General features: G+C 39.4%; 12 protein-coding genes. 7 read left to right on the top strand and 5 right to left on the bottom strand.

Going from position 1 to position 12,971, the window contains the following annotated elements; all coding sequences use genetic code 11:
• The gene (locus BLS38_RS05670; protein ID WP_092747541.1) at nt 1-786 is read left to right on the top strand and encodes an ABC transporter ATP-binding protein; all 786 of its coding nucleotides are present in this window, start codon (nt 1-3) and stop codon (nt 784-786) included.
• Between the two features lie 46 nt (nt 787-832).
• On the opposite strand, the gene BLS38_RS05665 is transcribed toward BLS38_RS05670, so the two are convergent.
• Nucleotides 833-3,037, bottom strand: a complete 2,205-nt coding sequence (locus tag BLS38_RS05665; protein ID WP_092747539.1) for an OsmC domain/YcaO domain-containing protein — start codon at nt 3,035-3,037, stop codon at nt 833-835.
• 344 nt (nt 3,038-3,381) lie between these two features.
• Here BLS38_RS05665 and rpmI point away from each other — a divergent pair, with 344 nt between their 5' ends.
• The 5 genes from rpmI (at nt 3,382) to BLS38_RS05640 (ending at nt 7,899) form a co-directional block, all read left to right on the top strand.
• Complete coding sequence (gene rpmI / locus BLS38_RS05660) at nt 3,382-3,576, top strand: 50S ribosomal protein L35 (protein WP_001096359.1); 195 nt, start codon at nt 3,382-3,384, stop codon at nt 3,574-3,576.
• 11 nt (nt 3,577-3,587) lie between these two features.
• Nucleotides 3,588-3,947, top strand: a complete 360-nt coding sequence (gene rplT, locus BLS38_RS05655) for a 50S ribosomal protein L20 (protein ID WP_092747537.1) — start codon at nt 3,588-3,590, stop codon at nt 3,945-3,947.
• 225 nt (nt 3,948-4,172) lie between these two features.
• Nucleotides 4,173-5,153, top strand: a complete 981-nt coding sequence (gene pheS / locus BLS38_RS05650; protein WP_092747535.1) for a phenylalanine--tRNA ligase subunit alpha — start codon at nt 4,173-4,175, stop codon at nt 5,151-5,153.
• Between the two features lie 77 nt (nt 5,154-5,230).
• On the top strand, nt 5,231-7,609 hold the full coding sequence (gene pheT / locus BLS38_RS05645) for a phenylalanine--tRNA ligase subunit beta (RefSeq protein WP_092747533.1): 2,379 nt from the start codon (nt 5,231-5,233) through the stop codon (nt 7,607-7,609).
• A complete protein-coding gene (locus BLS38_RS05640; protein WP_092747531.1) occupies nt 7,606-7,899 on the top strand; it encodes an integration host factor subunit alpha in 294 nt (97 codons plus the stop codon). Before pheT ends, BLS38_RS05640 begins: the two co-directional genes overlap by 4 nt.
• Nucleotides 7,900-7,960: 61 nt before the next feature.
• Here BLS38_RS05640 and BLS38_RS05635 read toward each other — a convergent pair whose 3' ends face one another.
• From BLS38_RS05635 to trxA, 4 genes are all read right to left on the bottom strand, one after another.
• Nucleotides 7,961-8,554 carry an HAD-IB family hydrolase gene (locus BLS38_RS05635; protein ID WP_092747529.1) on the bottom strand — a complete coding sequence of 198 codons (594 nt, stop codon included), beginning with the start codon at nt 8,552-8,554 and terminating at the stop codon, nt 7,961-7,963.
• 60 nt (nt 8,555-8,614) lie between these two features.
• Nucleotides 8,615-8,851 carry a hypothetical protein gene (locus BLS38_RS05630; RefSeq protein WP_092747691.1) on the bottom strand — a complete coding sequence of 79 codons (237 nt, stop codon included), beginning with the start codon at nt 8,849-8,851 and terminating at the stop codon, nt 8,615-8,617.
• A gap of 392 nt (nt 8,852-9,243) precedes the next feature.
• Nucleotides 9,244-10,506 (bottom strand): transcription termination factor Rho, encoded by a 1,263-nt coding sequence (rho, locus tag BLS38_RS05625; protein WP_092747527.1) that lies wholly within the window; start codon nt 10,504-10,506, stop codon nt 9,244-9,246.
• Nucleotides 10,507-10,829: 323 nt separating this feature from the next.
• Complete coding sequence (gene trxA / locus BLS38_RS05620) at nt 10,830-11,153, bottom strand: thioredoxin (protein ID WP_092747525.1); 324 nt, start codon at nt 11,151-11,153, stop codon at nt 10,830-10,832.
• 265 nt (nt 11,154-11,418) lie between these two features.
• On the opposite strand from trxA, the gene ppx reads away from it, so the two are divergent.
• Entirely contained in the window at nt 11,419-12,939 is a 1,521-nt protein-coding gene (ppx, locus tag BLS38_RS05615) for an exopolyphosphatase (protein ID WP_092747523.1), read from the top strand.
• The last annotated feature ends 32 nt before the right edge of the window (nt 12,940-12,971 follow it).

Genomic DNA, 12,971 nt, shown 5'->3' with positions numbered 1-12,971 from the left:
ATGTCAAATTTAAGTGTGACCCATTTAGAGCAACAGGTTTTAACACGTTCAAGCCCTGTAGCACATACACCAGATGCCAAAGGCATTGAAATTCAAATTAAAAAACTTCATAAATATTATGGGCAAGTGACCGTTTTAGAAAATCTAGATTTAGATATAAGAGCAGGTGAGTTTTTGGCAATTGTTGGGCGTAGTGGTTGTGGTAAAAGTACCTTATTACGTTTGATTGCAGACTTAGAGCAAAGTAGCTCAGGTCAAATTTATTTGAATGGTCAAAATGCAAGTCATGAGCCAGATGTACGGGTCATGTTTCAAGACCCAAGATTACTGCCGTGGCGAAGTGTGGTAGATAACGTGAACTTAGGTCGCTCAAAGGCAGAAAAAGTACAAGCGTTTACCTTATTGGAAAAAGTGGGTTTAAAAGAAAAAAGCCAATTATGGCCAACACAGCTTTCAGGTGGTCAGCGCCAACGGGCGGCACTCGCAAGAGCATTATTGCATCGGCCTAAGGTTTTATTATTAGATGAACCATTGGGAGCTTTAGATGCACTGACGCGTTTAGACATGCAACAACTGATCGAAAATTTATGGTTAGATCAGGGATTTACTGCAATCTTAGTCACGCATGATGTCAGCGAAGCAGTACAGCTTGCTGACCGTATTATTTTACTCAATCGTGGTGAAATTGAATCACAATTTGCAGTGAATTTGCCAAGACCAAGACAAAAAAATACAGCATTTACACAGTTGGAACAACGTGTATTAAATGCTGTATTGGCTACTTAATTGGACGTAGCCACTCGGTAAATTCAATAATCGAGTGGCTTATTTGTCAAAGACTTGCTTGATATGCGCGTGCACGAGCAGCATGTAATTTTTTATAGCTGTCGATTAAGCGTAAATGACGGTCTAAACCTTCAAGTTGCATATTGGTTGGGGTGAGGCCAAAGAATTTAACCGTACCTTGTACAGAACCCAGTACGGCATCTATACGCTCATGACCAAACATACGGCGGAAGTTAAATAGGTAGTCTTCTAGCTCAAGCTCATCATCTAACATGACTTCTAAAACAACATTCATGGCTTGATAAAATAAGCCACGCTCTACCGTGTTGGTGTTGTATTGTAAAAAGGCCTCGACTAAATCTTTGGCTTCTTCAAACTGTTGTAGTGCAACATAAATGAGTAATTTAAGCTCTAAAAGCGTGAGCTGACCCCATACCGTATTGTCATCAAACTCAATACCAATGAGGGTTTTAATCTCGGTATAATCGTCAAGCTCTGCTTCTTCTAAACGCTCAACCAAAGCCTCTAAAGCGTCATCATCAAGTCGGTGTAAGTTTAAAATGTCTTCACGGAATTGAAGTGCTTTATTGGTGTTGTCCCAAATGAGGTCTTCAACTAAATAGACTTCTGAGTAGTCTGGTACTAAAATACGGCAAGCTGTTGCCCCAAGTTGGTCATATACAGCCATATACACTTCTTTGCCCATGTCTTCTAAAATAGCAAATAGCGTGTCGGCTTCTTGTGCTGAAGCTTGCTCACCTTGTGCAGAAAAGTCCCACTCTACAAATTCAAAGTCAGATTTTGCACTAAAGAAATGCCAAGATACTACGCCAGTTGAGTCGATGAAATGCTCGACAAAGTTGTTGGGTTCAGTGACGGCATGACTGCTAAATGTAGGTTGAGGTAAGTCATTGAGCCCCTCAAAACTACGCCCTTGTAATAGCTCAGTTAAACTGCGTTCAAGTGCGACTTCTAGTTTTGGGTGTGCACCAAATGACGCAAACACACCGCCTGTACGTGGGTTCATGAGTGTCACGCACATGACAGGGAATTGCCCCCCCATAGAAGCATCTTTAACCAATACAGGAAAACCTTGTTCCTCTAAGGCTTGAATGCCTGCCAAAATGCTTGGGTACTTTGCCAATACCTCTTGAGGCACATCGGGTAAGGTGATTTCTTTTTCTAAAATTTCACGTTTTACTGCACGTTCAAAAATTTCAGATAAACACTGTACTTGTGCTTCAGCTAAGGTATTGCCAGCACTCATACCATTACTTAAAAATAAGTTTTCAATCAAATTTGATGGGAAATATACGGTTTCGCCGTCAGATTGGCGCGTATAAGGCAGGGCACAAATACCACGTTCAGTATTGCCTGAGTTGGTGTCAAATAAATGTGAGCCACAGAGTTCTTCGTCTGGGTTGTAAATCTCTAAACAATATTCGTCAAGTAAGTCACTTGGCAGCTCATCATTTGGGCCGGGCTTGAACCAACGCTCATTTGGGTAGTGAACAAAATCTGCGTGTGCAATCTCTTGACCCCAAAATTGATCGTTATAAAAGAAATTACAATTGAGGCGTTCAATAAATTCACCTAATGCAGAGGCTAAAGCACTTTCTTTGGTTGCTCCTTTACCATTGGTAAAGCACATTGGAGATTGCGCATCTCGAATATGTAATGACCATACATTTGGTACAATATTTCGCCATGATGCAATTTCAATTTTCATACCAAGGTCGGCTAAAATTGCAGACATATTGGCAATGGTTTGCTCAAGGGGTAAGTCTTTACCTGTAATGTAGGTTTGTGAGGTAGGATTTGCATCTGCAATCAGTAATGCTTGAGCATCTGCATCTAAATTGTCGACTTCTTCAATAATAAATTCAGGGCCTGTTTGTACTACACGCTTGACCGTGCAACGTTCAATCGAACGCAAAATACCTTGACGGTCTTTGTCTGAAATATCATGTGGTAATTCCACCTGAATTTTAAAGATTTGTTTATAGCGGTTTTCAGGGTCAACAATATTATTTTGTGACAAACGGATGTTTTCTGTCGGAATATCGCGTGTTGAGCAGTACAGTTTGACAAAATATGCGGCACAGAGTGCAGAAGATGCTAAAAAATAATCAAATGGGCCTGGTGCAGAGCCATCGCCTTTATAGCGAATGGGTTGGTCGGCAATGACTGTAAAGTCATCGAACTTTGCCTCGAGTCGAAGGTTGTCAAGAAAATTGACTTTGATTTCCATGTGGGCACCTAATTGTTCTTAATCCATCAGTACGATAATGTGCTAAGAATTGGAGATAAAATTGAAGGCTATCGCATATCGAATGATATGAAGGGAGCAATGATTGCCATATTATAGGGCCATTTTAGACGATTAATGACTTTTGTGACATTTTATCTGACATGGGGGATAATACGGGGTCGATCTGTTTAAAAATAATACTTGATGTATTGATCATTTAATGCATAAACAAACTGCATTTTTCTTTGACTTTGCATAGTTTTACTATAAAATGTGCGCTTCCTTACCTGCAGGGTGATTGCAATGGTGCAAACATACCGAACAGGTGCTCAAAAGAGATTACTATGGCTAAGTTAAAAACACGCCGTGGTGCAGCTAAACGTTTCAAAGCGACTGCAAACGGTTTCAAGCGTAAACAAGCGTTTAAACGCCACATTTTGACCAAAAAATCTGCTAAGCGTATTCGTCAATTACGCGGCTGTGTAATGGTTCACGTGAGTGACGTTGCTTCAGTTCGTCGTATGTGCCCGTACATCTAAGGAGATTATAAATGGCTCGTGTAAAACGTGGTGTAGTGGCGCATCGTCGTCATAAAAAAATTCTTGCTCGTGCAAAAGGTTACTATGGTGCTCGTTCACGTGTTTATCGTGTTGCGTTCCAAGCAGTAATTAAAGCGGGTCAATATGCTTACCGTGACCGTCGTCAAAAGAAACGTCAATTCCGCGCATTGTGGATTGCTCGTATCAACGCTGGTGCTCGTCTAAACGGTCTGTCTTACAGCCGTATGATCGCTGGCTTGAAAAAAGCACAAGTGATTGTAGACCGCCGTGTGCTTGCTGACATCGCTATGCATGATGCAGTTGCATTTACAGCTTTAGCTGAAAAAGCTAAAACTGCGCTTACTGCATAAGTGTAAAGATTCAAAAAAAGGGCCGCTATTTAGCGGTCTTTTTTTATTTGCTGATTTACTTTTCAGACTTCCTTAACGTGACTTATTAAAAATAAAAATAAAAAAATCTTGAAAAAACATGATTGCTTTGTACAGAAGCAAAGCTTTAAAGTACATTAAATCAAATAAAAGCTGTTAGAATAAAAAGAATTTTACGTTTATTACAAAGATGCTTTGAGAGTAACTATGTCATTGGAAAACTTGACCACGGAAGCACTAACAGCGATCGCTGCAACACAAGACTTAAATGCACTTGACCAAGCACGTGTGCAATTTACAGGTAAAAAAAGCCAACTTGCCGAGCAGTCAAAAGCATTAGGTAAAATGGACCCTGAACAGCGTAAAGTTGAAGGGGCAAAAATTCACGCCGTACGTGAAGCCATTCAACAGGCATTGACCGAACGTCAACAGGTTTTAGCACAATATGCACTAGCGCAAAAACTTGCCAATGAAACCATTGACATTACCTTGCCGGGGCATGGCCAACAGGTGGGTAGTATTCACCCTATTACTCAAGTGCAAGAGCGAATTTGCCAGTTCTTTACCAAAGCAGGTTTTACAGTAGCAACAGGGCCTGAAGTTGAAGATGACTATCACAACTTTGAAGCATTAAACATACCGGGGCATCACCCAGCACGTGCCATGCACGACACATTTTATTTCGATGCAACGCATTTGCTACGTACACATACATCTGGCGTGCAAATACGTACGATGGAAACTTCACAGCCTCCTATTCGTATTGTATGCCCAGGTCGAGTGTATCGTTGTGATTCAGATCAGACACACTCTCCAATGTTTCGTCAAATTGAAGGCTTATATGTGGCTGAAAATACAAATTTTGCCGAATTGAAAGGCTTACTGATTAACTTACTGAATGAGTTTTTTGAAAAAGAGTTGAAAGTGCGTTTTCGTCCATCTTATTTCCCGTTTACAGAGCCAAGCGCTGAAGTCGATATTATGGATGAGCGTGGCAAATGGCTTGAAGTGTTGGGTTGTGGCATGGTACACCCAAATGTATTGCAAGCGGCAGGTATTGACCCCGAAAAATACAAAGGCTTTGCTTTTGGTTTAGGGGTGGAGCGTTTTGCAATGCTACGTTATGGTATTAATGATTTACGTATGTTTTACCAAAATGACGTACGTTTTTTACGTCAGTTTGCTTAATTTATTTTAAATAAAACAATGCATTGATGCAGATATGTTTATTGAGCAAGTAAATAAAATTTTTAAGGTTATATTCAATGAAAATTAGCGAAAATTGGTTACGTACGTGGGTCAATCCACCTGTAGATAGCGATACTTTAGCCGACCAACTCACCATGTTGGGGTTAGAAATTGATGATGTTTTACCTGTAGCAAAGCCTTTTTCGGGTGTAGTTGTTGGTGAGGTATTAACAGTAGAGCAACATCCAGATGCAGACCGCTTGCGTGTAACGACTGTAAATGTAGGGCAAGATGAAGCACTACAAATTGTATGCGGTGCACCGAATGTACGTGTGGGTTTACGTGTACCTGTGGCATTGGTGGGTGCAGTATTGCCGGGCGACTTTAAAATTAAAAAAGGTAAACTACGCGGTGTGGCATCTCATGGCATGTTGTGTGGCGCATCTGAAATTGATTTAGAAGATAAAATAGATGGTTTGCTTGAGTTACCAGTAGATGCACCAATTGGTGTAAATATTCGTGACTACTTAAGTTTAGATGATCAAGTACTCGATATTTCAATCACGCCAAACCGTGGTGATTGTTTTAGCTTACGTGGTATTGCACGTGAAGTGGGTGTAATTAACCAGCTTGCTGTGAGCACACCCGAGATCAAAGATGTTGCTTCAATACTCAACGAAGAAAAAGCAGTTGAATTGGCAACAGATGGTACAGCACGTTATTTAGGACGAGTGGTTCGCAATATTGACTTTAATGCAGTTACGCCAGATTGGATGGTACAGGTATTACAACGCTCAGGCATTCGTACACATAGCTTGTTGGTTGATATTACTAACTATGTACTGCTTGAACTTGGTCAGCCTATGCATGCGTTTGATTTAGATAAAATTGCAGGTAAAGTAACTGTTCGTCAAGCTAAACAAGACGAGCAATTGATATTGCTAAATGAGCAGACTGTTAAATTATCATCAGACATCATGGTGATTGCAGATGATGAAAAAGCCCTTGCTTTGGCAGGAATTATGGGTGGTTTTGAGTCACGTGTGACCGAAGACACAAAAGCAATCTTTTTAGAAAGTGCCTTTTTTGACCCATTGGCAATCGCTGGTCGCGCACGCCGTTTTGGTTTACATACAGATTCATCACAGCGTTACGAGCGTGGTGTAGATTTTGAATTACCACTACAAGCTATGCAAAGAGCTTCTCAGCTTATTCAAGAGATTGCAGGTGGTGAGTTTGGCCCAATTACGATAGTACAAAAAACCGAAAACCTACCAAAACGTACACAGATTTATTTAGAGTACACTCAAGTTAAAGCACTACTTGGTTACGACATTGCTCAAGATTTCATTACAGATGCACTCATGCGTTTAGGCTGTGATGTTGTTACTCAAAATGACACTTGGACAGTTACACCGCCATCGTATCGCTATGATTTAGTGATTTATCAAGATTTAATTGAGGAGATTGTGCGTATTCATGGTTATGACCATATTGAAGTGGCATTACCGAAAATAGATGTAGCATTGTCTCGTTATCAAGACCAATTTGAATTGACACAGTTACGTCAAACAGTTGTCACTTTGGGTTATCAAGAAGCGATCAGTTTTAGCTTTGCAGATGCAAAACTTGAGAAGCAACTGAACCCAAGCGTACAGCCACTCATGCTTGCAAACCCAATTTCAAGTGATTTGGCGGCAATGCGTAGTACGCTATTATCTAGTTTGATTCCTTGTGTACAATATAATTTGAATCGTCAGCAAAATAGAGTGCGATTTTTCGAGTTAGGCCTACGTTTTGATTATCAAAATGCCAGTCATTTAGATGAGTTAAAGCAAATTCCAACACTTGCAATGATTGCTGTGGGTTCGCTAACACCAGAACAGTGGCATGCTAAACCACAAAACATGGATTTCTTTGACTTTAAGGGTGAAATTGAAGAAATACTTGCCGCAGGTCGTGTGAATGTGACATATGAGCGTTCAGAACGTGTTTGGCTGCATCCTGGACAATCAGCAGAAATTTTATTGAATGGTCAATCTATTGGCTATTTAGGGCGTTTGCATCCATCTTTAGAGTCAGATCTAGATTTGGGCGTAACGTGGGTTGCAGAACTTGATCAGAGTGCTGTTTTACAGACTTATGTATCTAATTTTACAGAATTATCACGTTTTCCTTCTGTTAGACGTGACATTGCGCTTTTAATTGATGATAAGATAACTGTAAAAGACATTCAGCAGTTAATTATAAACACGGGTGGTGAGTTACTGGATTCAACATGGTTGTTTGATGTATATACAGGTCAAGGTGTTGAAAAAGGTAAGCGTTCGTTGGCATTTGCATTGCTATGGCAACATCCATCACGTACTTTAGAAGATGCTGAAATTAAACTAGGTATGGATCAAATAATTAACGTGCTCGAAAGCACATATCAGGCAACATTGAGGGCGTCATGACAGCATTAACGAAAGCAGAAATGGCAGATCATTTGAGTGAGCTTACCGCATTAAACCGCCGTGAAGCGAAACAAATGGTTGAATTATTTTTTGATGAAATTAGTCGAGTGCTCGTTGAAGGTGAGCATGTAAAACTATCTGGCTTTGGTAATTTCGAGTTGCGTGATAAGCGTCAACGCCCAGGCCGTAATCCTAAAACAGGCGAAGAAATCCCAATTTCTGCACGCCGTGTTGTGACCTTTAGAGCAGGTCAGAAATTTAGGCAACGTGTGGGTACAGAACAAGAGTAATTATTACTTTATTTTCTGTATGACATGACAAAACCCCTCGTGTATTTATACGCTAGGGGTTTTATTGTTTTTGCCAACGGTAAAACTTTTGATCTGCTAAAGCCAACATTGCGCTGTCGTTGTTAGAATCACCATAAGCAAAAATCTGCTCATAGTCAGTTAGGTTGTAGCGTTGTTGTACTCGGCGCGCCTTTTCTTCGTAGCCACAATCCCCGCCAAGAAATACTCCTGTGTAATGTGTGCCATTATCCGTCATTTGATTACAAATCACATCAATGCCTTGTTTTTCACACCAAGGTTTTAAGTAAACATCTAAAGATGAAGAAACCACAACCACCCGATCGCCTTGTGATTGATGCCAAGTAAGGCGTTGTTTGGCATGTGGAGATATAATTTGGTCGAGGTAGGTATCTGCAAATGTTCGCCCAATCTCTAATAACTGTTTTTTATGATATTGAGCGAAGGCAGTTTGACAAATTTTTTGCCGTAGCTTTTGGTCTGTAATCATCTTACATTGATAACCTACAATATAGTGCAAGAGTTTAAAGTGGCCTTTATAGTATGCTGTTTTAGACAGGCTATAAGACAGAAAAGCTTTAAAGCTATCTGTGTGGGTAAGTGTATGATCAAAGTCAAATAACGCAAGATTTACCATATAAACCCATAAAAAAAAGAGCCTTGAGGCTCTTTTTTTCTAGTAAATCGAAAAATCGAATTACTTAGCAGCTTGAGAAGCAGCAGGAGCAGCGTCAGACGCAGCAGCTACAGCGACTACAGCAGAAGCAGTTGCTTGAGAAGCTACAGCAGTCGCTTCAGAAGCAGCAGCTACAGCTTGAGAAGCAGCAGCAGTTGCTTCAGATGCAGCAGCAGGAGCGCTTTCTTTTTTAGCACAACCAACGAAAGCTAGAGTTGTAGCAACAGCAGCTACGATAGCGAATTTTTTGAATAACATGGCATCACTCTCATAATATAATTGAGAAAAAAAAACCAACGCCAACCTCTTTAAGCTTTTATTATCACTATACGTTTTCGATAGGTAACAACGCATGGAGCAGGTTAACTGGTATGCGTGTATGCTATCACTGAGTATATGGAATTACTACTAGGTAGATGAAAAAAAAACAAAAAAAAGGGCCTTTGAAGCCAATTTTTTAACAGAAAAAAACAATCAAATATAGATAGTATATTGGTTTAATTACTGATTAAGTTGTTTAAATGGCTGTGGTTTTTTAAATCAATTGAAATTAAATGAGATGATATATTTAGTTGAAAAATAGCTTTGTTATTTTATGTAAAATAGAGTAAGCCGAAGCCTTTGATATTTAAAGACTTCGGCAAAACTAGTTATTGCTTACGTTTCATCTGTTCAAAGAAATCATCATTGGTTTTGGTTTCTTTCATACGGTCAAGTAAGAACTCCATTGCTGTAAGCTCGTCCATTGGATGGAGAAGTTTACGCAAGATCCATACTTTACGTAAGTTATCTTCAGACATTAAACGTTCTTCACGGCGTGTACCAGACTTTTTCAAATTCATGGCAGGGAAGACACGTTTTTCTGAAATACGGCGGTCTAAGGTGATCTCTTGGTTACCCGTACCTTTAAATTCTTCATAGATGACTTCATCCATTTTACTGCCTGTTTCAATGAGGGCAGTAGAGATGATCGTTAAAGAACCACCTTCTTCAATATTACGTGCTGCACCAAAGAAGCGCTTTGGTCTTTCTAAAGCATGAGCATCTACACCACCGGTGAGTACTTTTCCTGAAGACGGTACAACGGTGTTATAGGCACGTGCTAAACGTGTAATGGAGTCGAGTAGAATGACAACATCTTTTTTATGCTCAACCAGACGTTTTGCTTTTTCAATCACCATTTCTGCTACTTGAACGTGGCGTGCAGGGGATTCATCAAACGTTGAAGCAATGACTTCACCACGTACACTGCGTTGCATTTCAGTGACTTCTTCAGGGCGCTCATCAATAAGTAGCACAATGAGGAACACTTCAGGGTTATTACGAACGATTGATTGTGCAATATTTTGTAACAACATTGTTTTACCGGCTTTAGGAGGCGCAACAATAATTGAACGTTGGCCTTTACCGATAGGGGCAATCAAGTCTACGACTCGAGAGGTTAAATCTTCACGGCTACCGTTACCTAGCTCCATGATTAATTGTTCAGTTGGAAATAAGGGAGTAAGGTTTTCGAATAAAATTTTGTTGCGGGAGTTTTCAGGTGTGTCGTAGTTAATTTGATTGACTTTAAGTAATGCAAAATAACGTTCGCCTTCTTTAGGTGGGCGAATAGTTCCTTCAATATTATCGCCTGTACGTAAGTTAAAGCGACGAATTTGAGATGGGCTGACATAAATGTCATCAGGACCTGCAAGATATGACCCTGCTGCTGAGCGTAAAAAGCCAAAGCCATCTGAAAGGATTTCTAATACACCGTCACCAAAGATTTCTTCACCATTTAGGGCGTGACGCTTTAATATAGCAAAGATAATATCTTGTTTACGGTTACGTGCCATGCCATCAAGGCCCATAAACTCAGCAATTTTAATGAGTTCGCCAATCGGTTTTTTCTTGAGTTCTGTTAGATTCATAGGTGGTTCAGTATAGATAAGAACATTGAGGGTCAAAAAGAGAAAAGTATAAAATCGGTCGAATACAGCAAGCATTGATGAGCTGTCTGTCTATTGTACAATGTAAACTCAGATAGATGTTTATTTGAAAAGGAAATAAACGGTTCAATTGCTGTGCCGAACGGCGATTTTGTATGTTGTATCTTAAAAAAAAGAGCGAGCGAATGTGCTTTGCTTTTCTTAGAGTTGAAATATAAGTGACGTATTGAGAATTGTCAATTTTATTAAAGGTAAAATACGCTATAAATTAGCGTATTTTACGATTAGGCGGTAAATATTAAAAATTAGATGTTTTCGTCAATAAATGAGACTAATTTTGAGCGAGGTGATGCCCCAACTTGTTGTGCAACGACTTCACCGTTTTTAAACAGCAATAATGCAGGAATATTACGAATATTGTAATTCACAGCAGTACCTTCGCATGAAGTCACATCGACTTTAACAATTTTTACTTTACCTTCGTATTCACGAGATAGATCTTCTAAAACAGGCGCAATTGCTTTACATGGACCACACCAAGCTGCCCAAAAGTCTACAAGTACTGGGGTTTCTGCTTCAAGTACGTCTGATTGAAATTGAGAATCAGTTGTATTAATAATGTTTGACATGCGTTTGCTCCAAATGAGTATGGTATCTTCTGCACTAGTCTAGCTAAACACTACACTACACAGCAAATGATTTAGGAATATAGTAAATTTAAATCAATTTAATTGTCTACAGCGGATTTGTCTAATAGAGGTTTACGATATGTACAATTGTCTTGAACAATGATGTAAAAAAGCAAAAAACTTTGTTTCATTGTAACTAAAGCACTTTTCAATTCAAGGTAGGTGAATTACTCTAAGGAAAATTTACTTTTGAGCACTTTGCACAATGTCTGACTTTTTAATCGATGAAGAATTACTTGCAGCAATTGACATGGGCTCCAATAGCTTTCATTTAGCAATTGCCCGTTTAGATCATGGTGAAGTCAAAAAAGTCGTATCCATGTCAGAAAAAGTACAGCTTGCAGCAGGTCTAGATGACAATAATAATTTAACAGATGTTGCACAACAACGTGGGCTTGCCTGCTTATCTCGTTTTGTTGGGCGTTTAAGTTCTGTACAAGCCAACCGCTTACGTATTGTTGCGACCAATGCTTTACGCCAAGCTAAAAATGGCCAAGATTTTATAGATAAAGCTGCAAAAATTTTACCTAAACCCATTGAAATTATTGCAGGGCGAGAAGAAGCCCGTTTAATTTACTTGGGTGTTTCACATACTATGGCCAATGGTGGTCGCCGTTTAGTGATTGATATTGGTGGTGGTTCGACTGAGTTTATTATTGGTGAACAGTTTGAACCGATTTATACAGAATCTTTACAAATGGGTTGTGTGGCATTTACCAATAAGTTTTTTGCTGATGGTGAAATAAATGTAAAGAATTTTAATAAAGCGGTGTCGGCTGCAACGAAAGAATTACTAGCGATTGCAAATGTATATAAAGAAGAAGGTTGGGAGACGGTTGTTGGCTCTAGTGGTACCATTAAGGCATGTCGCCAAATAATTATTAATTTGGGATGGAGTGATGAAAAGCAAACCATTACTCGTACAGGTGTTGAAAAGCTTAAAGAAAAACTACTGAAGTACAAACATATTTCTGAGCTTGATTTCGAAGGCTTAAAGGAAGATAGACGAGCAGTTTTGCCAGCAGGTTTTGCCATTCTTTATGCCATTTTTAATGTTATGGACATTGATCGCATGATGTATTCAGATGGTGCATTACGAGAGGGCGTGATGTATGACTTGCTTGGGCGTTTTAAGCACGAGGACATTCGTGATCGTAGTGTGCAAGCATTAGTTGGTCGTTACAATATAGACATTAAACAAGCAGAACGCGTGGTTAAAACTGCACAAAAACTATTTGATGATGTTGCTGAATCATTAAAATTAACCAATGAAGACAGTGATTTACTGCGCCGAGCTGCTTATTTACATGAAATTGGTTTAGCCATTAGTCATGGTGGATATCATCGTCATGGGGCATATGTACTTGAACATTCCGATATTCCAGGGTTTTCTCAAATTGACCAAAATTGCTTATCCCATTTGGTGGCACATCACCGTAGAAAAATTAAAGCGGATTTAAAAAATGAGGTGTTAAAAGTCGGTACACCTGCATTGGTTTATTTGTGTTTATTGCTTCGTTTAGCTGTTTTATTAAACCATAGCCGTAGTGATCAGATGCTTCCTGCCATTGAATTAACCGTATTGAATGAGCAACAATGGTGCCTAACTGTTTCTGGTGATGCGAAACAATGGCCATTACTGGTTGCCGATTTGCACGATGAGCAAGCGCAATTTAAGCATTGGAACATTGATTTGATCATTCAGTCGGAAAAATTTATTGATTAACGCAATAAGTTAATTTAAGGATAATATTCGAC

It is taken from the genome of Acinetobacter boissieri (genome assembly GCF_900096955.1).
GTDB classification, from domain to species: Bacteria; Pseudomonadota; Gammaproteobacteria; order Pseudomonadales; family Moraxellaceae; genus Acinetobacter; species Acinetobacter boissieri.
This window is presented reverse-complemented; position numbering and strand designations above follow the sequence as displayed.